Annotated in this window: 18 protein-coding genes; 6 read left to right on the plus strand and 12 right to left on the minus strand. The window is 73.8% G+C overall.

Translation table 11 applies throughout. The features are described from left to right. Positions 1 to 112: 112 nt before the first annotated feature. The 3 genes from ACSMXO_RS36460 to xylA all read right to left on the minus strand — a co-directional run bounded on the left by ACSMXO_RS36460 (position 113) and on the right by xylA (position 4,528). The gene (locus ACSMXO_RS36460) at positions 113 to 1,570 is read right to left on the minus strand and encodes a hypothetical protein (RefSeq protein ID WP_455415505.1); all 1,458 of its coding nucleotides are present in this window, start codon (positions 1,568 to 1,570) and stop codon (positions 113 to 115) included. Positions 1,571 to 1,717: 147 nt separating this feature from the next. Continuing rightward, positions 1,718 to 3,133 carry a xylulokinase gene (gene xylB / locus ACSMXO_RS36465; protein ID WP_455415506.1) on the minus strand — a complete coding sequence of 472 codons (1,416 nt, stop codon included), beginning with the start codon at positions 3,131 to 3,133 and terminating at the stop codon, positions 1,718 to 1,720. A gap of 207 nt (positions 3,134 to 3,340) precedes the next feature. Next, positions 3,341 to 4,528, minus strand: a complete 1,188-nt coding sequence (gene xylA / locus ACSMXO_RS36470; RefSeq protein WP_346260526.1) for a xylose isomerase — start codon at positions 4,526 to 4,528, stop codon at positions 3,341 to 3,343. Positions 4,529 to 4,661: 133 nt separating this feature from the next. Here xylA and ACSMXO_RS36475 point away from each other — a divergent pair, with 133 nt between their 5' ends. After that, a complete protein-coding gene (locus ACSMXO_RS36475) occupies positions 4,662 to 5,963 on the plus strand; it encodes an ROK family protein (protein WP_455415507.1) in 1,302 nt (433 codons plus the stop codon). Positions 5,964 to 6,351: 388 nt separating this feature from the next. On the opposite strand, the gene ACSMXO_RS36480 is transcribed toward ACSMXO_RS36475, so the two are convergent. Continuing rightward, a complete protein-coding gene (locus ACSMXO_RS36480; RefSeq protein ID WP_346260528.1) occupies positions 6,352 to 6,828 on the minus strand; it encodes a MarR family winged helix-turn-helix transcriptional regulator in 477 nt (158 codons plus the stop codon). 116 nt (positions 6,829 to 6,944) lie between these two features. Between ACSMXO_RS36480 and ACSMXO_RS36485 the strand changes: the two genes are divergently transcribed. Further along, positions 6,945 to 8,087 (plus strand): PP2C family protein-serine/threonine phosphatase, encoded by a 1,143-nt coding sequence (locus ACSMXO_RS36485; RefSeq protein WP_455415508.1) that lies wholly within the window; start codon positions 6,945 to 6,947, stop codon positions 8,085 to 8,087. 40 nt (positions 8,088 to 8,127) lie between these two features. Here ACSMXO_RS36485 and ACSMXO_RS36490 read toward each other — a convergent pair whose 3' ends face one another. From ACSMXO_RS36490 to ACSMXO_RS36500, 3 genes are all read right to left on the minus strand, one after another. After that, entirely contained in the window at positions 8,128 to 9,612 is a 1,485-nt protein-coding gene (locus tag ACSMXO_RS36490; RefSeq protein WP_455415509.1) for a sugar transferase, read from the minus strand. 346 nt (positions 9,613 to 9,958) lie between these two features. Next, complete coding sequence (locus tag ACSMXO_RS36495) at positions 9,959 to 11,668, minus strand: substrate-binding domain-containing protein (protein ID WP_346260530.1); 1,710 nt, start codon at positions 11,666 to 11,668, stop codon at positions 9,959 to 9,961. A 240-nt stretch (positions 11,669 to 11,908) separates the two neighbouring features. After that, positions 11,909 to 12,961, minus strand: a complete 1,053-nt coding sequence (locus tag ACSMXO_RS36500; protein ID WP_455415510.1) for a lactonase family protein — start codon at positions 12,959 to 12,961, stop codon at positions 11,909 to 11,911. Positions 12,962 to 13,104: 143 nt separating this feature from the next. On the opposite strand from ACSMXO_RS36500, the gene ACSMXO_RS36505 reads away from it, so the two are divergent. The 4 genes from ACSMXO_RS36505 to ACSMXO_RS36520 all read left to right on the plus strand — a co-directional run bounded on the left by ACSMXO_RS36505 (position 13,105) and on the right by ACSMXO_RS36520 (position 16,802). Beyond that, positions 13,105 to 13,842, plus strand: coding sequence for a GntR family transcriptional regulator (locus ACSMXO_RS36505; protein ID WP_455415511.1), 738 nt, complete (start codon positions 13,105 to 13,107; stop codon positions 13,840 to 13,842). After that, positions 13,833 to 14,576 carry a heterodisulfide reductase-related iron-sulfur binding cluster gene (locus tag ACSMXO_RS36510; protein ID WP_432877923.1) on the plus strand — a complete coding sequence of 248 codons (744 nt, stop codon included), beginning with the start codon at positions 13,833 to 13,835 and terminating at the stop codon, positions 14,574 to 14,576. Before ACSMXO_RS36505 ends, ACSMXO_RS36510 begins: the two co-directional genes overlap by 10 nt. A gap of 100 nt (positions 14,577 to 14,676) precedes the next feature. Further along, the gene (locus ACSMXO_RS36515; RefSeq protein WP_455415512.1) at positions 14,677 to 16,149 is read left to right on the plus strand and encodes a lactate utilization protein B; all 1,473 of its coding nucleotides are present in this window, start codon (positions 14,677 to 14,679) and stop codon (positions 16,147 to 16,149) included. Further along, positions 16,146 to 16,802 (plus strand): LutC/YkgG family protein, encoded by a 657-nt coding sequence (locus tag ACSMXO_RS36520; protein WP_455415513.1) that lies wholly within the window; start codon positions 16,146 to 16,148, stop codon positions 16,800 to 16,802. Before ACSMXO_RS36515 ends, ACSMXO_RS36520 begins: the two co-directional genes overlap by 4 nt. 129 nt (positions 16,803 to 16,931) lie before the next feature. Here ACSMXO_RS36520 and ACSMXO_RS36525 read toward each other — a convergent pair whose 3' ends face one another. From ACSMXO_RS36525 to ACSMXO_RS36545, 5 genes are all read right to left on the minus strand, one after another. After that, positions 16,932 to 17,534: a GTP-binding protein gene (locus tag ACSMXO_RS36525; protein WP_346260536.1), complete on the minus strand. Its 603-nt coding sequence runs from the start codon at positions 17,532 to 17,534 to the stop codon at positions 16,932 to 16,934. Continuing rightward, positions 17,515 to 17,907 carry a DUF742 domain-containing protein gene (locus tag ACSMXO_RS36530; protein WP_455415514.1) on the minus strand — a complete coding sequence of 131 codons (393 nt, stop codon included), beginning with the start codon at positions 17,905 to 17,907 and terminating at the stop codon, positions 17,515 to 17,517. Before ACSMXO_RS36530 ends, ACSMXO_RS36525 begins: the two co-directional genes overlap by 20 nt. Beyond that, positions 17,897 to 18,319: a roadblock/LC7 domain-containing protein gene (locus ACSMXO_RS36535; protein WP_346260538.1), complete on the minus strand. Its 423-nt coding sequence runs from the start codon at positions 18,317 to 18,319 to the stop codon at positions 17,897 to 17,899. The genes ACSMXO_RS36530 and ACSMXO_RS36535 overlap by 11 nt, the downstream gene beginning before the upstream one ends. Beyond that, the gene (locus tag ACSMXO_RS36540) at positions 18,320 to 21,184 is read right to left on the minus strand and encodes a nitrate- and nitrite sensing domain-containing protein (RefSeq protein WP_455415515.1); all 2,865 of its coding nucleotides are present in this window, start codon (positions 21,182 to 21,184) and stop codon (positions 18,320 to 18,322) included. A 524-nt stretch (positions 21,185 to 21,708) separates the two neighbouring features. Next, positions 21,709 to 23,019: an MFS transporter gene (locus ACSMXO_RS36545; protein ID WP_346260540.1), complete on the minus strand. Its 1,311-nt coding sequence runs from the start codon at positions 23,017 to 23,019 to the stop codon at positions 21,709 to 21,711. Between the last annotated feature and the right edge of the window lie 256 nt (positions 23,020 to 23,275).

The raw sequence follows: 23,275 nt of genomic DNA on the forward strand, positions 1-23,275 counted from the left end.
CCGACTACCCACCGTGTCTGTTGTTAGCGCTCCCGCACCGACCGACCCGCTCCGCCCGAGCACCGGCGGCCCGCCGCCGGACCGGACGGCGCACCCTGCGGAGCCGCCCGGGCTACCAGCGCCAGTCGCGCGGCGACCACACCCGCCGGTCGCTCCGGATCGCCGCAGCCGCCTGCCGGGCGAGCCGGCCGAGCACCGGCGCGACCAGCCAGAGCAGCACCACGGCGTAACCGGCGAGCGCGACCCGCTGCATCCCGGTCAGGGCCGGGCGCTCCACCAGCGGGTACCACAGCGGACTGAACTCCGGCGTGAAGTGGCAGAGCGACTCCAGGTAGTAGTTGTTGTCGTAACAGGTCCACGGCCAGAGCTGGGCGTACAGCAAGCTGTTGGCGGCACCCCAGACCGAGAGCAGTACGGCGGCCAGGGTGGCGAGGTTGGCCCAGGGCCCCGCCTCCGCCGCTCCCAGCCGTACGGCGAGCACCAGGCTGGCCGGCAGGATGGCGAGCAGGAAGAACCTCGGCCCCCAGTACAGGCCGCCGTACCAGGCCCACCAGGAGGCGTACACCAGCACCAGGCCGGCCACGAAGACCAGCCACAACAGCCAGACTCCGGCCACACCCCGGCCGGCCCGCTCCGCCAACCACCGCCGGGCCGGCAGGAACAGCCCCGGCGTGAACCAGAGCAAACCCTTGCCGAACGAGAAGAGGATCGCCACCACCCCGAGCAGCAGCGGATAGGAGAAGCCCGGCTCGCCCGAGTACGGCATCACGGTCTGCCCGCCGCCGTTGTTCGCGTACGCCCGGTGCAGCGGGTCACCGAGGCGCAGCCATGCCTCACCGGCGACCAGCGTCCCGGCCGCCAGCAGCACCAGCAGGTAGCGCAACCGCCGCTCCCGGAAGCAGAGCACCCCGACGACGAGACCGAGCGCCACCACCGACGCGGGCGTATTGGCGACCCCGAGCACCACGGCGGCCCAGCCGGCGAGCCGGGTCGGCCGGCCCGTCCCGGGCAGTGTCGCGGCGAGCAGCCCGACCCCGACCGTCGTCGCCGTGAACATCTCGCCGTAGAAGTCCTGGACGTGCGCGGCGGCCATGCTCCCGGCGACCAGCACCAGCAGGAACCGCCGGAGCAGCCGGCGGTCCATCCGGTCGCGCAGCAGCAGATGGAGCGCCACCAGCCCGAACCCGAAGAGCAGCAGATTGTATTGCGCCAGCACGGGCTCCGGGTCGCCGTACCACCGGCCGACCATCCACAGCGGAGCCGCGAACAGCGGGCCGATCAACGAGTACGCCGTCTCCGGCAGCTGCCGCTGCTCCAACAACTGGAGCAACGCCTGGTACCGGACCAGCCCGTCCCCCATCATCGGCGGCCGGGGATGGACCGCCAACAGCAGCATGCCGGCACCGATCAGCGCCCACTCCAGCACCGCCGTGACCCGACCACCGGACCGTCCCGGCACCGCAGCCGGCTCCGCCCGCCCCGGGCGCACCCGAGGTTCGTCGGCCGGCTCCCCGGGCTCCGCCCGCTCCCCCGACTCCTCCCGCAGTTCGCCGGCCGCCGGCGCCTCCATCGACAGTCCTCTCGCGCTCGCACACAGATCCGGCCGGAACTCCGGCCACAGGCAGTGTGTCAAACGTCGATACACGGCTCCATAGGCAACTTTGGATGCCTATGCAGCCGTGTATCGACGAAACGAAGAGCTGCCGCGCGGAGATCCCTAGTCCACCGGCCGATCCAGGACCGAATCACGGGCGCGGGCGTACTGCTCACGGATGCGCGGGACGGCGTTGCCCACGTACTCCTGGGACTCGCCGGCCGACCAGGCGGGCGGCTCCGCCCCACCCTGGACGACCCAGGCGGCCTGCCGGGCCGCCCCGTCGGCGACGTACTCCCCCGGCTCCGGCACCAGCACCGGGCACCCGAAGACCTCCGGCGCGATCCGGCGTACCGCCTCGGAGCGGGCCCCGCCACCGACCAGGATGATCCGGTTCGCCGTCGCGCCCTCGGCGAGCAGCGCGTCCAGCCCGTCCGCCAGTGCGCAGAGCATGCCCTCCACGGCGGCCCGGGCCAGATGCCCCGGCGTCGACGTCCGCAGGGTCAGCCCGTGCACCGCACCCGTCGCCAGCGGCCGGTTCGGCGTCCGCTCGCCCTCCAGGTAGGGCACCATCACCAGCCCGTCGGCACCGGCCGGCGTGCTCAACGCCAGTTTGGCCAGCTCGTCCAGGCCGACCCCGAGCATCGCCGCCGCCGCGTCCAGCACCCGGGCCGCGTTCAGGGTGCAGACCAGCGGCAGGAACCGCCCGGTCGCGTCCGCGAACCCGGCCACCGCACCCGACGAGTCCGCCGCCGGAGTGTCCGCGACGCTGAACACCGTCCCCGAGGTACCGATCGAGACGACCACGTCCCCGGCGACCGCGCCGACCCCCAGCGCGGCGGCCGCGTTGTCGCCGGTCCCCGGCCCCAGGGGCGCGCCACCCGGCAACCGCCCGGCCACCTCCGCCGGCCCCAACACCGTCGGCACCGCCACCGCCCGCCCGAACGCCCGCTCCAGCAGGTCCGGCCGGTATCCACCGGTCGCCGGTGACCAGTATCCGGTCCCGCTCGCGTCCCCCCGGTCGGTACGCAGCGCTCCCAGCCCGGCCGCGCCACCCAGCCGCCAGGTCAACCAGTCGTGCGGCAGGCAGACCGCGGCCACCCGCGCCGCGTTCTCCGGCTCGTGCCGGGCCAGCCAGCGCAGCTTGGTGACGGTGAAGCTCGCCACCGGTACGCTGCCGACCGCCTCTGCCCAGGCCCGCCGCCCGGTCTCGCCGCCGCCCAACTCCTCGACCAGTTCGTCCGCCGCCCCCGCCGACCGGGTGTCGTTCCAGAGCAGCGCGGGCCGGACGACCTCGCCCGCCTCGTCGAGGCAGACCATCCCGTGCTGCTGCCCGGCGACGGCCACCGCCGCCACGTCGTCGAGCCCTCCGGCCTCGGCGATCGCCGACTGCAACGCGTCCCACCAGGCCCGGGGATCGACCTCGGTCCCGTCCGGATGCGCCGCCCGGCCACTGCGGACCAGGGCGCCGGTCTCGCCGTCCCGGATCACCACCTTGCACGACTGGGTCGACGAGTCGACCCCGGCAACGAGCGCCATCTCACGCCCTCCTTCTGGGCTTCACGGACGGTTGTCGCAAGTCAGCACCAATGGTTGGTCGTACCCACATCGGAGCGCGAGCGTGGTCGCGCACCCGGACCAGGTCAGGGGTTGGGGGCTGGATCGCCGCGCCGGGATCAAGCCTGACCGCCCAGAGCGGGCGATCCGGCCCCCAACCCCCCACCCCGCGAACAGGGACAGGCAGACTCAGCGCGCCCCGAGCAGATGCTCCACCGCAAGCTGGTTCAACCGCACGAACCCGAACCCCCGCGCCGCCACCGCATCGACGTCGAAGTCCTCGAACGCGCTCCGGTCCGCCAACAGATCCGAGTACGTCTCACCCGGGTTCAACGTCGGCGTCGACAGCTCCGCCACCTTGCTGGCGGCCAGTGCCTCCTGCACCTCCGGGTCGGCCCGGAACGCCGCCGCCCGCTCCTTGAGCAGCAGGTACGTCCGCATGTTCGCCGCCGCCGACGCCCACACCCCGGCGTAGTCCTCGGTACGCGACGGCTTGTAGTCGAAGTGCCGGGGCCCGGTGTAGGCCGGCCCGCCCTGCGGCCCGCCGTTCTCCAGCAGGTCCACCAGCGCGAACGCGTTCAGCAGGTCACCGTGGCCGAAGACCAGGTCCTGGTCGTACTTGATCCCCCGCTGCCCGTTCAGGTCCAGGTGGAACAGCTTGCCGGCCCAGAGTGCCTGCGCGATCCCGTGCATGTAGTTGAGCCCGGCCATCTGCTCGTGCCCGACCTCGGGGTTCAACCCGACCAGCTCCGGGTGCTCCAGCTCGTTGATGAAGGCGAGCGCGTGCCCGACCGTCGGCAGCAGGATGTCGCCGCGCGGCTCGTTCGGCTTCGGCTCGATCGCGAACTTCAGCCCGTAGCCCCGGTCGATGACGTACTGGGCGAGCAGGTTGACCGCCTCGCGGTAGCGGTCCAGCGCCGCCCGGATGTCCTTGGCGGCGTCGTACTCCGAGCCTTCCCGGCCGCCCCACATCACGAAGGTGTGCGCACCCAGCTCGGCGGCGAGGTCGATGTTGCGCAGCACCTTGCGCAGCGCGAACCGGCGTACGTCCCGGTCGTTGCTGGTGAAGCCGCCGTCCTTGAAGACCGGGTGGGCGAAGAGGTTGGTGGTGACCATCGGCACCACCAGACCGGTCTCCGCCAGCGCCTTGCGGAACCGGGAGATGTGCTGCTCCCGGGTGGCGTCGTCGGAGCCGAACGGGATCAGGTCGTCGTCGTGGAAGGTGATCCCGTACGCGCCCAGCTCGGCGAGCCGGTTGACCGCCTCGACCGGGTCCAGGGCCTCCCGGGTGGCCTCCCCGAACGGATCCCGGGCGGTCCAGCCCACCGTCCAGAGGCCGAAGGAGAACTTGTCGGCAGGGGTTGGTTGGGCTGCCATGGCTGACCTCCAGGGGAACCGACTCGACGTTGAGGAGAGAGACTGGGCCGAAATCCCCGGTTGACGCCCCGGCAACCCGGCCGATTTGTTTATCGGTTGAATTATTTGACCGCGGTATGGCATTGTCAATACCGTGGCGCAACCCGCGGCGGTGCCGGTCGGCGCGGCGGTAACCGCCGTCCGCCAGGCGAGCCTGCGCGAGCACAACCTGGCCCTGGTGCTGCGGCACATCGCCACCGCCGAGCGCCCGCCGTCCCGGGCCGACCTGGCCACCGCCACCGGCCTGACCCGGGCCACCGTCTCCGCACTGGTCGACGACCTGATCACCGGACGGCTGCTCACCGAGGTCGCCCCGATGCCCCGGTCCGGCGCCGGCCGGCCCGCCGTCGGCCTCACGCTCGCCGGCCACGGTCCGGCCGGCCTCGGCCTGGAGATCAACGTCGACTACCTGGCCGCCGTCCTGGTCGACCTCGCCGGGACGGTACGGCACCGCGCGGTACGCCAGGTCGACCTCCGGCTGGTGCCCCCCGCCGAGGCCCTGGCACTGGTCGGCGAGCTGATCACCGAGGCGGGAGCCGAGGCGGACCGGCAGGACCTGGCCCTGGCCGGTACGGCGCTCGCGGTGCCCGGCCTGGTCACCGCCACCGGGCTGGTGCGGCTCGCGCCGAACCTCGGCTGGCGGGACGTGGACGTGCCGGCGCTGCTCGGCGGGCACCCGGTGCTCGGCGGGCGCGGGTTGGGGGTGGACAACGAGGCCAACCTCGCCGCGCTCGGCGAACTGCACGCCGGCCCGCCCGACTGCGGCAACTTCATCTACATCTCCGGCGAGGTCGGCATCGGCGCCGGGATCGTGCTGCACGGCACCCTGTTCCGGGGTGCCCGGGGCTGGAGCGGCGAACTCGGCCACGTGCCCGTACACCCGGAGGGCCGGCCCTGCCGGTGCGGCGGTCGCGGCTGCCTGGAGCAGTACGCCGGCCAGGAAGCCATCCTGACCGCCGCCCGCCTGGCCGACCCACCCGCCGTCGACACCGGCCCGGCCACCGCCGGTACCGATCCGAATCGGGGTCGACCGGCGATCCCGACTCCGGGCGCGGCAGTCGCCCGGCTGGTCGAGGCGGCCACCCGGGAGGATCCGACCGCCAACCGGGCACTGGTCGAGGCGGCGACCGCACTCGGGGTCGCCGTCGCCGGGGTGATCAACCTGCTGGACGTGGACACGGTGGTGCTCGGCGGCGTCTACGCGCCGCTGGCCCGCTGGCTGGCCCCGACGGTGGAGGCCGAGATCCGCCAGCGGGTACTGACCGCCGCCTGGTCACCGGTGACCGTCCGGGCCGCCCTGCTCGGCGGGGACGCGGCCGCGCTCGGCGCCGCCGGCTCGGTCGTCCGCACCGTGCTGGAGCAGCCCGCCCGGTGGCTCGGCAGGGCCGGCCGGTAGCCGCGCGGGAACCGCCCGGACACCCGCCCGACCGGGGCACTCGTTACCGGTTCCGCCCCGCCGAGCCGGCTCCCGACGGGCACCATGGGATCGGCCACGGCAACCGGGGCGACCGCGGCGACGCGGCCGAGGGCCCGGTCGCTATTGTTGCCCCCAGACAACTATTCCGATCATCAACCATTGGACCCTCGCCAACCCGAACAGCGCGGCGCATGCGCCCGAGTTCCGGCTGCGGCCGGCACGGCCCGCAGCAGCGGTTGAACAGGTCCCCTCTGTGCCGACAGGAGTGCCAGCGCCGATGCGCACACCTCGACGACCCGGCGGACGGGCTGCGGGCTCTGCCGCCGCCCGGCGCCCGGACCGCGCCGACGGGCGGCCGACAGCCGGCTCAGGCCGACCGTTCGGTCGGCTCGACGTTGGCCCGGAACGCCCGGTCGAATTCGATGAGCCCCCGCAGCAGCGCCTGCCGGCCCGCGGGACTCATCCCGGCGAGCGTCTCGGCCAGCCGCTCCCGGCGGTCGGCGCGGATCTCCACGAGCAGCTTCTGACCGACCGTGGTGAGATGCAGCGAGATCTCCCGGCGATCCGCCCGACCCGGCTCGCGTTCGAGCAGCCCGGCCGCGACGAGCCGGTCGCAGAGCCGGCTCGCCGAGGAGAGCAGCATGCCGAGGATCCCGGCCAGTCCCCGAAGGTTGATCCCGTCGAACTGCTCGACCACCATCAGGGCCCGCAACTGAGAGCTGGACAGCCGCCCGCTCGTCCGTTCCCGGGCGGCGTCCCAGACCGACAGCAGCGCCGCCGCGGCGGTGTCCACCGCGGTGGCGAGGGTCGGATCCGGTCCGCCAGGACCGCCGGATTCAGCCATGGTGATCCTGACCCTACCGCCGTCACACCGCTGACCGCACCGGTGCGTGCCCGCACAGCCCATCCGGACCGCCGGGAACGGTACGCCGGTACGGCCTCCCGAGCGGCGGGCCGGGGATGACAGTCCGCCTGGTCGACATCCGCCGCACCCTGGCCGAGGCTCCGGCGGATCTCGTCGTCGAGCGGCTCGGCACGGAGCTGACCAGGGTGTACGGGACGGCGGAGACCGAACTGCTCCAGGTCGACTACCGGCTGGCCGCCCTGGTGCCGCTGCACGGCGGCGATCCGGTGGTCGGGGCCGGCACCCCGGCGTGGCGGTGCTTCGACCACCAGACCGAGGTGCTCCAGGACGGGATGCTGTATCTCCCGGTCACGATGCGCGGCGAGCGGCTCGGCGTACTCCGGCTCATCCCGGCGCCGGAGGACCCGGCGGACCCGGAGGACCCGGACCGGCACGACGAGTTGGCACAGGCGGCCACGGCGCTGGCGCACGAGCTGGTCACGGTACGGCCCGGCACCGACAAGTACGCGATCGGCGCCCGGACCCGCCGGCTGACCCTGGCCGCCGAGATGCAGTGGGAGCTGCTCCCCGGCCGGAGCCGGATCCGTCCCTCGTTCAGCCTGGCCGGCCAGCTCGAACCGGCGTACGCGGTGCGCGGCGACAGCTTCGACTGGGCCGACGACGGCCAGCGGCTCTGGCTCTCCACGATGAACGGGATGGGCGAGGGGGTCACCGCCGCCATGCTCACCTGCCTCGGCACCAACGCACTGCGCAACGCCCGGCGGGCCGGTCTCGAACTCGCCGACCAGGCGGCCCTGGCCGACCAGGCGATCTACGCCTACCACCAGGGCATCCAGCACCTCTCCGCGCTGCTGCTGGAGCTGGACCTGCGCACCGGGGTGGTGACGGCGGTGGACGCCGGCTCGCCCCGGCTGCTCGTGCTGCGCGAGGGCGAGGTGCTGGAGCAGCCGCTGGACGACCAGTTTCCGCTCGGCATGTTCGACGGCACCATCTACCAGTCGCAGAGTTTCCGGTTGGCGCCCGGCGACCGGCTCTTCGTGGTCAGCGACGGCGTCCTCGACGCCAGCTCCCGCACCGCCCGGTACGGCGACACCGCGCTCTACCGGTCCGTCCGGCGGACCAGGTCGATGGCGCCGCTGGAGGCGGTACGGTCGCTCCTCGGCGACCTGCGGGCGTTCGTCGGCAGCGACCTGGCGGACGACGCCGTGGTGGTCTGCCTGGACTGGCACGGGAGCTGACCCGGGCCACCGGCGGGGCGGGGAGGTCCCGGACCCGGGGTCAGTACGCGCCCCGGGTCCGGACCACCGCCCCGAAGGTCTTCCACAGGATGGTCAGATCGGCGGCGAGCGACCAGTTCTCCACGTAGTAGAGGTCGAGCCGGATGCCGTCCTCCCAGCTCAGGTCGGATCGGCCGCTGATCTGCCAGAGACCGGTCATGCCCGGCTTCACCAGTAGCCGGCGGGCGACGTCGCCGTCGTAGCGAGCCACCTCGGACGGCAGCGGCGGGCGCGGCCCGACCAGGCTCATCTGCCCGAACAGCACGTTGGCGAGCTGCGGCAGCTCGTCGAGGGACCACTTGCGCAGGATCCGGCCGACCCGGGTGACCCGGGGATCCACCCGCATCTTGAACATCAGGCCGTCGGTCTCGTTCTTGGTGGCCAGCTCGGCCAGGAGCGCGTCCGCGTTCACCACCATGGTCCGGAACTTGTACACCCCGAACTCCCGGCCACCCTGGCCGACCCGGATCTGCCGGAAGATCACCGGCCCCCGGCTGTCCAGCTTGATGGCGAGCGCGATGACGGCGAGCAGCGGCAGCGCGACCGCGAGCGCCGTGGCCGCCAGTGCCCGGTCCACGAAAGCCTTGACGACCTTCCGGGCGCCCCGGAACTCGGGCGCCTCGACGTGGATGAGCGGCAGTCCGGCGACCGGCTGGGTGTGGATCCGCGGCCCGGCGACGTCGGTCAGCGCCGGGGCGAGCACCAGGTCGATCCCGGTGCCCTCCAGCTGCCAGCCGAGCCGGCGCAGCCGGGTGGCGGTCAGCTCGTTGGAGGCGGTCACCGCGACCGTGTCGGCGTTGATCGCCGCCGCGGCGTCGACGATCGCCCGGAACGAGCCGAGCACCGGTACGTCACCGAGGCGCTGCGGTACCGGCGCGAGCAGCGCGTCCGGGATGCAGGCGCCGACCACCTGGTAGCCGGCGTACGGCTCGCGGCGCAGCGTGTGCACCAGCTCCAGTACGTGTGCGGTGTCGCCGACCGCCAGGACCCGCCGGGACCAGCCGGCCCCCCGGGACCGGGACCAGTGCAGTCGTTTCCGGGCGGCGAACCGGGCGATCACCAGCCCGACCGTGCCGACCGCGAACGAGATGCCGAGGAATCCCCGGGAGACCCCGACGTCGGCGAGATAGCCCGCGATCGCGACTCCACCGGCGAGCCGCAGGCTGGCGGAGGTGACCCGGCGGTACTCGTCGGCGCCGTAGCCGAGCACCCGGTGGTCGTAGCAGCGCAGCCCCTTCAGCGAGACCAGCCAGGCGACCACCAGGGCGGGGCCGACGATCACGTACGGGATGTCGGAGCCGCGCGGCTCGTCGCCGCCGAACCGGGCGAAGTAGCCGCCGATCACCGCCAGCACCAGGATGGTGGTGTCGAGCACGAGCAGTTCGCGGATGTAGCCGCGCTGCCGCGTCCGGTACGACGGCGCCGGTGCCCCCGAGGTCGGCTCCGGAGGCATGGTGGTAGGGCTCAGCAATGTCGCCGACGTCACCGGCCCTCCCTCGCTCCAGGGGGCACCCGATCAGCCGCTCACTGCCCTGACGGAGCGGCCCGGAGGCACCTCGACATCTTCACCTACCGGGGGCATCACCGAGAGCTTCCGACGGATTACCGTCATTTGTTTGCGTCGCCGGTGCTCCGGCTGCTCACGTACCCGAGGCCCGCCCCGGGACGGGACGCGGTCGACCAGGTCTCGACGGCACCGCCCCGGAGCGGTGCCGGAGAACACCGACGCCGGCCGGACAGCGCGACGCCCGCCGTACCGGCATGGGTGGCCGGTACGGCGGGCGCGGTCGAGCGGGGTCGCGGCTGGCCGGCGGGCGCGACCGGGGCCGGTGTCAGCGCGGAGCGGTCGGCCGGCGGGCGATCGCCTGCAGGAAGATGTCGCCGATCTTCGCCGGATCCTCGGTGACGAAGGCGGCCCCGCCGGTCACCTTGGGGATCGAGTCCAGTTCGGCCTTGCTGACCTCGGCACTGATCCCGATGATGATCACCTGGACCGGACGGTCGGGGTCGTTGATCCGCTTCAGCTCGGCGAGCAACTGCGCCTGGCTGATCCCGTTGTCGTCCTCGTTCTTGCCGTCGGTGAGCATCACCACCGAGTTGACCCGGCCGGGCTGCCAGTCGTCCTGCACGGCCTTGTAACCGGCGAGGATCGAGTCGAAGAGGCCGGTGTCGCCGCCCCGCTTGGGGGTGATGCCGGCGAGCTCGCTCTCCAGCCGCTCACGCTGGGCGGACATCGGGCCGATCGGCACCAGCGAACGGTAGTCGCGGGAGCCGTTCAGCTCGGTGGAGAAGACCCAGAGGCCGAGTGCCCAGGAGTCGTCGAAGAGCGCGAGGCCGCGCTTGGCCGCCTCCAGGGTCACCTGCATCCGGGTGGCGTTGTTGGCGGTCGGCACCTTCTCGAACATGGAGCCGGAGATGTCGATGATCGCCAGCATCCGGCCGGACTGGGTGGCGACGGCCCAGCTGGAGAGCACCCGCTCGATCGTCGCACCGTCACCGCCACCGGCGGTGCCGCCGGGGTTGGGTGCCGCGCTGGTCGGCGTCGGCTGGGTGCCCGCCGGGCTCGGCGCGCCCCGGGGCGGCGCGAAGCCGTCCGCCCAGGTGCCGTCCGGGGCCCGGAGCCCCTGCGCGGCCAACTGGCGGCGGAACGTCCCGGAGTCGAGCGCGGCGAAGAGCTTCTCCGCCGCCGCAGTCTTGGCCGGCTCGATGCCGGGCATCACCGCGTACGGGTAGTCGAGCGAGATCGGCGCGGGTTCCAGGTAGAGGGCGGCGAGCGGCACCGGTGGCTTCGTCGCGTTGAACTCGATGACGTCCTCTTCGGAGAGTGCCGCGGCACCCAGCCCGCGGGCGATGGACGTCTGGTCGGTCGCCCGGGGGAAGCGGGCGATCAGCTCCTCACGGACCGCCGAGGCGCCGGTGGCCAGCGCCCGCAGGGCGGCCGTGGTCGCCTGCTGGGCCCGGACCCCGCCGCCGGACTGGGCCGCGATGGCCAGCGAGAGCAGCCCGGACAGCCCGGCCGCGTCCCGGCTCGGCTCGACGAGGCCGGTCTTGAGCTGGGTACCGGTGGTGATCCTGCCGAGCAGGTCCTTCCAGCCGAGCTTCTTCTGCGGCCAGCCGACCGTGGTGGCGAGCGGCTCCGGCATGGCCACCACCACGGGGCTGCGCGCCACCGAGGTGTTGTTCTGCGGTGCGAACGCGGGAGCCTGCTGGCGCAGCCGCAGCAGCCAGGTGGAGGAGTCGGGCAGCCAGACGTTGGGCAGTACGGCGCTGCCGCTGGCCTGTCCGACCCCGGACAGCGACACACCGTGCTGCCCGGCGACGGCCGCGGCCACATCCACGGACTCGCTGGCGGTGACCTCGACGGCGACGCAGAGGCCGTCGACCGACGTCTCCTCGGCGCTCAGGTCGGCCGCGGTCTTCTCGACGGCCGGAGCGATCTCGGGGGCCGCGGCGACGGTGAGCTTCAGCTCGCCCGAGCAGTCGGGGCCTACCCACTGCTGATAGCCATACCACCCTCCAACCGCGACAAGGACGAGCGCCATCGCGCTGGCGATGGCGCCCGCCCCTCGGATACTTCTACGCATGCGATGGCGGCCAGGCACCTGACCATCTTGCGGGCTTCTGAGAAGTCGTGCCAGGGGCGAACGGCGGAATGTTACCGAGGCAGCAAAGACTTTCTGAAAATCGTTCACTTCAGGTAGTTGCTCGGCCTCAGAACGTCGATAATACCGGCCAACGGGGCGTCATCGGCCCACCACGCGCCAAAAAGATCTTATAGATATTTATCCCAGAATTAAGGATTGGTCGCCGAGTACACAGGTCGGACTCGGCACCGCGACCCGGCCGGGCGACGCCGCCGGTAGCCCGGAGTCGGGGTCGACCGGAAAGACCGCCACCGCGTCGGCCCGCTCCTCCGCGACGTAGAGGTGCCCGCCGAGCAGGGCCAGGTGCCGGGGCCAGTCGCCGATGCCGGAGACCTCCGCCAGATAGCGGGGCGCCTCGCCGTCCAGCGCGAACACCGTGACCGTGCCGACGCCCCGGTTGGCCAGGTAGAGGAACCGGCCGTCCGGGCCGACCGCGATCTCCGAAGGCTGGACGTGGCCCGGCCGCCGGCTGGCCTCGACCCGAGCCCGCTCGACCAGCTGGCCGTGGTCGTCGAAGGCGTACGCGGTGACGGAGGCGTCCAGCTCGCCGGCGAGGAAGCAGCGCCGCCCGTCCGGGTGCCGGGCCAGGTGCCGGGGGCCGGTGCCGGGCCGGGTCGGGATCCGGCCGGTGGCGTGCAGCCGCCCCTGCGGGTCGCGGTCGTACCGGTAGAGCGAGTCGGTGCCGAGGTCGACCGCGAGCAGCCCGGTGCCGGCCGGGTCGGGTGAGACCATGTGCGCGTGCGGCCCGGCCTGGCGGTCCGGTACGGGCCCGCGTCCGTCGTGCCTGACCAGGTCGGTCCGGTCACCCGGCGCCCCGGTCGGGTCCAACGGGTGTACGGCGACACTGCCGCTGCCGTAGTTCGCCACGAAGAGGAACTCCCCGCCCGGGTCGACGGCGAGGTGACACGGCTCGGCGCCACCGGTGGACCGGACCGCGAGCGGGGTCAGCGCACCGCCGGAGTGGATCGTCCAGGCGCTGACCGTGCCCTCCGGCAGCTCGTTGACCGCGTAGAGCACGGGTAGCCGGGGATGCCGGGCCAGGAAGGACGGCGACGGCGTGCTCGCCACCACGCCGAGTACGTCGAGCCCGCCGGTGGCGGCGTCCCGGCGGGCGGCCACGATGCCCGTACCGCGCCCGCCGCTCTGCCCGGTGTAGCAGCCGACATAGACGATCCCGGCACCGTCGGACATGCCCGCTCCGTTCCCGGCCGACCGCCCCGGTCGCGCCGCTCCGGCACGATCAAACCAGAACCCGCCCCCACCGGAGCGGCGATCACGTCCGCCGGGCTCGACGATCTTCCGGCTGCCAACGGTTTCCTATAGGATCTTCGATCGTGAACGGTCTGCTCCGGCCGGCTCGCCGGACCACCCTCGCCGACGACGTGTACGAGTCGGTGCGGACCCTCGTGATGGACCACGCCGTCGCCCCCGGCGAGCGGATCAACATCGACGCGCTGGCCCGCCGGCTGGAGGTGTCGCCGACCCCGGTCCGCGAGGCCCTGGCCCGGCTGGAGTCCGACGGGCTGGTCCGGAAACGGCCGCTGGCCGGTTACACCGCCGCACCGCTGCTCACCCGGACCGAGTTCGACGAGCTGGTGGAGATGCGGCTGATCCTGGAGACCGCCTCGGCGCGGCGGGTGGCCGAACGGTTCGCCCGGCGACCTACCGGCGGCGCCGACGGCGGGGACGGCGACGGCGGGTCCGCCGGGCCGGACGGCGAGCTGGTCGAGTTGCGCCGCGAGGCCGAGCTGCCCGACCAGGTACCCGGGACCGAGGGCTTCGCCGCGATCGCCGCCTTCACCGCGCAGGACGCGCGCTTCCACCACCTGCTCGCCGAACGCTCCGGCAACCGGATGCTGCACTCGGCCGTGGTCCGGCTCCGCGCCCACCTGCACCTGTTCCGGCTGCACTTCCCCGCCGCGCACCACGGGACCAGCGCCCGGGAGCACCTGCTGATCGTCGACGCCATCGGCACCGGCGACCCGGACGCCGCCGGCGCCGCCATGCGCGACCACCTGCTCGCCGCCGCCGACCGGCACCTGCCGTTCTTCGAAGGAACCCGATGCGGATAGCCCTCTTCGTGACCTGCGTCAACGACCTGGTCTACCCGGCCACCGGCCGGGCCGTGGTACGCGTACTGGAGCGGCTCGGGCACACCGTCGAGTTCCCGGTGGAGCAGTCCTGCTGCGGGCAGATGCACGCCAACAGCGGCTACCGGGCCGAGGCGTTGCCGCTGGTGCGGGGCTTCGTCGACACCTTCGGCCGGTACGACGCCGTGGTGGCCCCGTCCGGCTCGTGCGTGGCGATGGTGCGGGAGTCGTACCCCCGGCTCGCCGGTCCGGACCCGGGCCTGGCGGCGGCGGTCGCCGACCTCGCGCCCCGGGTCTACGAACTCTCCGAGCTGCTGGTCGACGTGCTCGGGGTGACCGATGTCGGTGCCGCCTTCCCGCACCGGGTGACCTACCACCCGACCTGCCACGGCCTGCGGATGCTGCGGCTGGGCGACCGCCCGCTGCGGCTGCTGCGCGCGGTACGCGGACTCGACCTGGTGGCGCTGGCCGGCGCCGAGGAGTGCTGCGGCTTCGGCGGCACCTTCGCGGTGAAGAACGCCGACGTCTCCGCCGCGATGCTGGCCGACAAGTGCGCGGCGGTCTGCGACACCGGGGCGGCATACGTGGCGGCGGCGGACAACTCCTGCCTGGCGCACATCGGCGGCGGCCTGTCCCGGCGCGACGGCACCGGGCCGGGCGGCCCGCGCGCCATCCACTACGCGGAGATCCTGGCCAGCACCGGGGAGCGGCCGTGACCGGGCGGCCCGGGTCGGCGCACGGGCGCGGTCGGCGGGGTACCGGGCCGCAGCGGCCGCCGTCGACACCCGACGGCGACGGACCGAACGAGGAGCGGGGATGACCGCGGGTACCGGGAACATCGTCGCGCCGCTGCCGTTTCCGACGGCGGCCCGGCGCGAACTGGCCGACGGGCAGCTTCGGGCCAACCTGCGCCGGGCCACCCACACCATCCGGGACAAGCGACTCCGGGTGGTCGGCGAGGTGCCGGACTGGGAGGCGCTGCGCCGCTCCGGCGCGGCGATCAAGGACGACGTGCTGGCCCGCCTGCCGGAGCTGCTGGAACAGTTCGAGGCGGCCGCCACCGCCGCCGGGGCCACCGTGCACTGGGCCCGGGACTCGACCGAGGCGTGCGCGGTGGTCACCGAACTGGTCCGGCGGACCGGCAGCACCGAGGTGGTCAAGGTCAAGTCGATGGCCACCCAGGAGATCGGCCTCAACGAGGCGCTCGCCTCCGCCGGCATCGCGGCGGTCGAGACCGACCTGGCCGAGCTGATCGTGCAGCTCGCCGACGACACCCCGTCGCACATCCTGGTACCGGCGATCCACTACAACCGGCGGCAGATCCGGGACATCTTCGCCCGCCGGATGCCCGGGGTGGACCTCGACGCGCTCACCGACGACCCGCCGGCGCTCGCCGAGGCGGCCCGCCGGCACCTGCGGGCGAAGTTCCTCAGCGCCAGGGTGGCGATCTCCGGCGCCAACTTCGCGGTCGCCGAGACCGGCACCCTGGTGGTGGTGGAGTCCGAGGGCAACGGCCGGATGTGCCTGACCCTGCCCGAGACGCTGATCTCCGTGGTGGGCGTGGAGAAGCTGCTGCCGACCTTCCGCGACCTGGAGGTCTTCCTGCAACTGCTGCCCCGCTCCTCGACCGGGGAGCGGATGAACCCGTACACCTCGCTCTGGACCGGGGTCACCCCGGGGGACGGGCCGGGCGACCTGCACATCGTGCTGGTCGACAACGGGCGTACCGAGACGCTGGCCGATCCGGTGGGCCGGCAGGCGCTGCGCTGCATCCGCTGCTCCGCCTGCCTGAACGTCTGCCCGGTCTACGAGCGGGTCGGCGGGCACGCGTACGGGTCGGTCTATCCGGGCCCGATCGGCGCGATCCTCTCCCCGCAGATGACCGGGCCGGAGGCGGGCGCGAACCGCACCCTGCCGTACGCCTCGACGCTCTGCGGCGCCTGCTTCGACGCCTGCCCGGTCCGGATCGACATCCCCGAGGTACTGGTGCACCTGCGGCAGCGGGGCGTGGACGCGCGCCGGGGCCGGCCGTCGGCGGAACGCACCGCGATGCGGGCGCTGTCCTGGGTGATGCGGGACCGCCGCCGGTACGCTGCCGCGCTCCGGGCCGCCCGGCGTGGTGCCGCCCCGCTGCGCCTGGTCGCCGGCAGGCGCGGGCAGGTACGCCGGCTGCCGTGGCCGCTGTCGGCCTGGACCGCCAGCCGGGACGCCCCGCTGCCGGCCGGCCAGACGTTCCGGGACTGGTGGGCCGGGCGGGACCGCACGAGCGAGGAGGAGGACCGGTGGTGACCGTGCCCAGTTCGGCCCGGGAGGAGATCCTGGCCCGGATCCGGGCGGTCCGGCCCGGCGAAGCGGTGCCGGTGCCCCGGGACTACCGCACCGCACCGCCGCCCGGCACTTCGGCCCGGACACCGGTGGACGGGGAGCTGATCGAGCTGCTGGTCGACCGGCTGGTCGACTACCGGGCCACGGTCCGCCGCTGCGGGCCGCGGGAGCTGCCCGGGGCGCTCGCCGAGCTGCTGGGCGAGGTGCCGACCGTGGTCGTACCGCCGCAGGCGCCGGCGGAGTGGCTGTCGGCGTACCTCGGCCGGACCCGCCGGGACGGCGACCCGGACCCGCTGACGGTGGCCGACCTCGACGCGCCGGGCGTGGCCGTGGTCACCGGCTGCGCGGTGGCGATCGCGCAGACCGGCACGCTGCTGCTGGACGGCGGACCGGACCAGGGGCGCCGGCTGCTCAGCCTGGTACCCGACCACCACCTCTGCGTCGTCCACGCCGCGCAGGTGGTCGGCGGGGTGCCGGAGGCGCTCGCCCGGCTCGCCGACCCGACCCGGCCGATCACCATGGTCTCCGGGCCGTCGGCCACCAGCGACATCGAACTCGACCGGGTGGAGGGCGTGCACGGGCCGCGCCGGCTGGACGTGCTGGTGGTCACCGGCTGAACCCCGGCCGGCGGTCCGGGCCGGCACGGCGCGCGGCTCCGCGGCCCCGGACCGGCCGCCGGCCGACCTGGACCAGGCCGCCGGCCGACCGACCTGGACCGGTAAGCCGGCGACCGGCGGACCGGGTGGTCAGTTCGCCGAGACCCGCTCGGCGCGGCGGGCGGCGACGTGCTCCACCAGGGCGACCAGCACGACCTTGCCGGACTGCCGGCTGCGCGCGTCGCAGAGCACGACCGGCACGTCCGGGTCCAGGTCGAGCGCGCTGCGCACCGCCTCCACGCTGAACCGCTTGGCCCCGTCGAAGCAGTTGACCCCGACCACGAACGGGATGCCCCGGCGTTCGAAGTAGTCGACCGACGGGAAGCAGTCGGCGAGCCGCCGGGTGTCGGCGAGCACCACCGCGCCGAGCGCGCCGAACGCCAGCTCGTCCCAGAGGAACCAGAACCGGTCCTGCCCCGGGGTACCGAAGAGATAGACCTGGAGATCGGAGTTGATGGTGATCCGCCCGAAGTCCATCGCGACGGTGGTGGTCTGCTTGCCCTCCACGCCGTAGAGGTCGTCGGTGCCGGCCCCGGCGTCGGTGAGCACCTCCTCGGTCTGCAACGGACGGATCTCGCTCACCGCGCCCACCAGGGTCGTCTTGCCGACCCCGAAGCCACCGGCGATCAGGATCTTCAGGGCGAGCGGGATCCGCCGCTTCGCCGTCCCCTGGTCAGAGAGCCCGGAGTCCATTGACCACCGCCTTGAGGATGTCGTCGTCGGGGAACTGGCGCGAGCTGGGTGGGTCGTACATCGAGATCCGGCCGCTGGTGAGCAGGTCGCCGAGGAGCACCCGGACCACCCCCACCGGCAGGTTGAGGTCGGCGGCGAGGTCGGCGACGGTGATCGGCTGCTGCGCCCGCGCGATGATCGCCCGCTGTTCGGGTTGCGGCTGCGGGCCGTCGTCGCCGTCCTCCTCCGGCGGCCCGGCCACCACGAACGCCATCAGGTCGAACCGGCCCGCCGACGGCTGGACCCGACCACCGGTCACCGTGTACGGCCGGACCACCGGCCCGGCGTCGTCGTCCAGCCAGTCGTGGTGCGGTCCGGGCGCGTCACTCCGCATCTGCCGGCGCCCGGGATGTTCGGCTCGGCGCGGACAGGTTCTGCCCCACCCGGGTCACCAGCATCGCCATCTCGTACGCGATGACGCCGATGTCCGACGCGGCACTGGCCAGTACGGCGAGACAGGCGCCCTGGCCGGCGGCGGTGACGAAGAGGAAGGCGGACTCCATCTCGATCACTGTCTGCCGGACCGGTCCCGCCTGGAAGTGCCGGCTGGCCCCCTTCGCCAGAGACTGGAAGCCGGCCGCCATCGCCGCCATGTGTTCGGCTGCCTCCTGGCCCAGGTCCCGCGACGCGGCCATCAGCAGGCCGTCCGCGGAGAGCAGTACGGCCTGCTGCGCGGACGGTACGCGCTCCACGAGGTCGTCGAGCAGCCAACTGAGGTCCGCACCCGGCTTCGTCGTGTGCACCACTCACCCGTCCCCTTCAGAATTCGTGACACCCGGATCGGTGACCCGGGAGGTGGCCTCGGAGGTGTCGCCGGGCCGCGTCAGGTCCTCGGCGTCCCGCCGCCCCCGCGCCGTGCCGGACTGCAACGCGGCCATCACCGCCCGGACCTGCTCCGCCGTACGCGGCTGCGGCTCGTCCGGCTCCCCGTCGGCGGTTGCGCCGGCAGTGCCGGGGGAGCCCGCGGACCGGTCCGGGCCGGCCACGGGTCCGTTGCGCAGTTGCGGCGCGAGGTTCTTCTGCCGGATCCGCCGGGGCAGGCCGTCCGCCCCGACCGGGCCGAGGGCCGGGCGTACCGGGCCGCCGCTGGCCGGTATCGCCGGGAGGACGACGGTGTCGTCGTCCATCGCCGGGCGCGGTGCCGGCCCGGCCGGCGTCGTCGTGCTGGCCGGAGCGGCGACCGGCGTCGTCGTGGCCGCTCCGTCCGGGACGGCGGTCGCCGGAGCCGTGCTGGTCGCGGTCGGGTTCGCGGCGGTCGGATCGACGCCGCGCCGCCGCAGCGCACCGGCCTTCGGCACCCGGACTCCGGACCGCCGGGCAGCCTCCGGCCCGTCGTCCGTGGCGGCGCCGCCGGCGCCGCCGGCGCCGGCGGCGGAGTCGGCCTGGTCGGAGGCCGGCGCGTCCGGTGCGGTCCGGGCAGCCGTGGGCTCCGCTGCGCCGTCGGCCGCCGGAGCCGGTTGCGGTGTCTCCGGGCGGCTGGCGGCGACCAGCGCCGCCAGGGCCGCACCCGCCTTGCGCCGCGGCCCGAGCCCGGTGGTCGAGCCGGGTTCCGCGGGCGGCTCGTCGCCGTCGGCGGGGACCCGGGCGGCCGGCCCGGACCGCGCCGGCAGTTCGATCGTCTCCGAGCCGTCCGCGCCACCGGCGATCCGGCCGCCGGAGCCGGTGCGCCGGGTCGTACCGCCCGGCTCCGCGCCGGACCCGTCGCCCCGGTCACCCGTCGCGGTGGAGGTGTCGGGTACCACGAGGTCACCGGGAATGAGCGCGACCGCCGTCACTCCGCCGAACGGGGAGGACCGCAGCTGGACCTGTACGCCGTGCCGGGCGCCGAGCAGGGCGACCACGAACAGCCCGAGCCGGGCGCTGTTCGCCGGGTCGAAGTCCGGCGGGTCGGCCAGCCGGCGGTTGGCCTGCTCGATCGCCTCGGTGGCCATGCCCAGGCCCCGGTCCTCGATCTCGATCGCGTACCCGTTCGAGACCACCTGCCCGGTGACCTGTACCCGGGTGTGCGGCGGCGAGAACGACGTCGCGTTCTCGATCAGCTCGGCGAGCAGGTGGATGACGTCGCCGACCGCCCGGCCGGCGGTGGCCGCCGGTGCCACGTTGACCAGGTCGACCCGGGCGTAGTCCTCGACCTCGGAGATCGCGCCCCGGATCACGTCCACCATGGAGACCGGGTTGCGCCAGCCCCGGCCCGGCGCCGCTCCGGCGAGCACGACCAGGTCCTCGGCGTGCCGCCGCATCCGGGTGGCCATGTGGTCGAGCCGGAAGAGGTCCTCCAGCTCGTCCGGCTGGGCCGCCCGCCGCTCCATCCGGTCCAGCAGCGCGAGCTGGCGGTGCAGCAGGGTCTGGCTGCGCCGGGCGATGTTGAGGAAGACGTCCCGGAGACCACTGCGCAGCGCGGCCTCGTCGATCGCCGACGCGATGGCGGTGCGCTGCACCTCGCTGAACGCCTGGCCGAGCTGGCCGATCTCGTCTTGCCCGTAGTCGAGCGGTGGCGCCTCGGTCTCGACGTCCACCTCCTCGCCCTTGCGCAGCCGCCCGACGACGTCGGGCAGCCGTTCGTCGGCCATGCTCAGCGCGGCGGCGCGCAGGCTGGTCAGCCGCCGGACCAGAGACCGGCCGATCCGCAGCGCGATGATCGCCGAGAGGAGTACGGCGACGAAGCCGAGCAGGCCGGCGAGCCCCAACCGGAGCAGGATACCGGCGGCCACCGGCCGGCTGCGCTCGGTGAGCGCCTCGGCACCGCTCAGCTCGAAGTCGCGCAGTTGCCGCTGGACGGAGTCGTAGCTGCTCTGCCACGCCCGGGCGTCGACCGGCAGCGTACTGCCGCCACCCCGGACGATCAGGTCGTCCTCCAACCGGCGCAGCCGGGAGTACGCCTCCCCTTCGGTGAGCTGCTGGTATGCCACCCGGTCGGCGTCCGGCAGCTCCGCCGCCGCGGCGGAGTAGAGGAACCGTTGGGTGCCGACGATCTGGACGAACTGGGCGTGCTCGCCCGGCGCGAAGCGCCCCGCGCTGAACGCCCCGGCGAGTAGCGCGTCGGCCTGGGCCATGACCTCGCGGGCCCGGCCGAGTTCGGTCAGGCTCCGCGCCTCCCGGGAGAGCGTGTCGTCCGGCAGCGTGTTCAGCGCGGAGAACGTCCGGAACGCGGCGTCGATGACCCCGCTGTAGAGGCCGAGCGCTCCGCTGGCGTCGACGGTGCGCCGGTCGATGAAGACGCGCCCGGACCGCAGCGCGTCGACCGCGGTGAGCAACTGGTCGATCCGGGCGTCGAGCAGCGCACCGGTGGTGTCCCGCAGGTCGGCGTCGGAGGTCCGGCGACGGAACTCGGCTATCGCCCGGTCGGTACGGGTCCGCTGGTCGGCGAGGGCCGTGGTGGCGGTCGGGTCGACCAGTTGCCGCACCGATAGCCGGCGCTCCTGCTGCAGCTCCACCACCAGCGCCTCGCCGGGCCGCCCGACCTCGTCCAGCAGGGTCTGTGCGGCGAGCAGCTTCGACGCGGGCCCGACGGTGAGCGTGGTCGCGAAGATCCAGAGCGCCGACAACGCGAGGATCGGCACGGCGACCAGCGCGACGATCTTCGAGCGGATCGGCCAGTTCTGGGTTTCCATCAGACCTCGCCGGAAGGGGATATGTCAGGGTCGACACCCGCACCGGCGGCCCGCGGCTCCGGCCAGAGTCCGAGGGTCACGGGCGCGCGTGCCTTCGGCAGGATACGTAATCAACGCCGTATGCACTACCGGACGAGGGGCTTCTAGTTGATCCAATCTGGCAAATAAATTGATAACTGTCTTCATCAATTGATCTCGACCCCCGTCGATGGGGTCGGCCGGAGACGCCGCCGATCCCATCCGGACATGCCGATCAGATCCGCCGGGTGACCGCCGGAAACGCGCCCGTGCGGCCCGCCGTCACGGCGGCGGCCGGGCCGGCGCCGGGACGGGTCGGCCGCCCCGACAACCGGGATGGCCATTGCGGTGACCGGGGATGGGCCGATCGGACCGACCCACCCCCACCAGCAATTCCTGCCGGATATCTCACTCCGGGACGGCGATCCCGGGTGGCACCGGCGCCGACGCGGCCCACCCGGCCACCGGCCGAGCGGCCACCGGCCGAGCGTCTACCGGCGGTCCGGCTACCGGCGGTCCCGCCCCGCTCCGGCCCGGCGCAGCCCGACCGCCAGCGCCAGGTACGGCAGGGCGAGCAGTCCGAAGACCACACCGTGCCCGGCGACCGTCGAGGCGAGGGCGTACCCGCCGTACACCCCGATGGTGACCAGTTCGGTGCCGAGCCCGGCCAGCGAGGTCACCGTGGCCCGCGCCGGTCCACCGATGCTCTCCTGGAGGCGTACGTCGGCCACCAGGCTGGCCAGTTGCAGGGCGCAGAACGCCGCCGCCACCAGTACGAAGCCCGCCGGGCGGCCGGTCAGCGCACCCACGGCCAGAGCGATCGAGGCCGCCCCGACCGTACTGGCGAACTGTCGCGCCGTCAGCCGCTGCCCGAGCGGGGTGAGCAGGCCGCCCAGCATCACCCCGGCCCAGACCAGCAACACCAGCAGCGGCACGCCGGCCGCCGGGGCGGACTCGCCGGCCAGCAGCGGCAGGTACTCCTCCAGTCCGCCCCAGATGCCGACCATCGCCGGCAGGAGCAGCAGGGCCCGGCGTACCGCCGGGCTGTTCCGGGCCTCGGCCAGCGCCACCCGCAGGATCGCGAGCTGGCCGGGCGCCCCGGCCTCGGCGACCGGTGCCGGGGTGAGCTGGACGAGGTCGCCCGACGCCCCGGCGCTGCCGCCGAGCCCGCCACCGGACCCGGGGTCCACCGTCTCCGGCCCGGCGGACGCGACAGCGGTCGGTGCCGGTGCCCGGTGTTCCGGCAGCGCCAGCCCCACGGCCGCGCAGAGCAGGCTGGCCAGCACGCTGGCGACCCCGACCGCCGGGTAGCCGCCGACCGCGAAGACCGGGGTGGCGACCGCGATGGCCAGCAGCGCGCCGAGCAGGCTCACGGTACTGGCCCGGCCGATCACCCGCCCGTACCGGTCGGCCAGGCCGAGCCGGTCGAGTTCGTCGTAGAGCAGGGCCTCGGAGGCGCCGGACTGGAGCGCACCCCGCGCGCCCCAGAGCACGAAACCGAGCGCGAAGACCCAGTAGGAGGGTGCCGCGACCCAGAGCCCGAAGCCGACCGCGCCGAGCAACGGGGCGGCGGCGAGCAGCAGCCGCCGGGACACGGCGTCGGCCCAGACCCCGGACGGGACCTCGAGGACGATCCCGGTCAGCGACCAGATGACGAAGAGCGAGGAGATCTGCGCGACGGAGAGCCCGGTGTCGGTGAAGAGCAGCGCGTACACCGGGTAGAGCAGGACGAAGTCGTCCAGGAACGCGTAGAGGTAGAAAGTGGTGGTCAACCGCCGCGCGCGAGCTGTCGGCGCGGGTGACGAGATGACGGGCATGAGGCCTTCCCACGGGGACGATTCGGACTCGGAAACGGGTCACGAACGTCCCGGGCGGGCCCCGGCAGCGCGGGCCGGGCCGGCCTCCGGCGGGAAATTAATGTCGGTGCGTCATGCGGGCAGTCTAGGCGGTCGGCGGGCTCGGTGGCGATCGGGAAAGGCGCCCCGGGCGAGTACCGGCAGCCGACCGCCGGGCCGCAGTGTCCGGTGGCGCGGCGGACAGGCGTCCCCGCTCGGCCGTTCCGGACAGTTTTTC

The sequence above is a fragment of the Plantactinospora sp. DSM 117369 genome, from assembly GCF_053764795.1.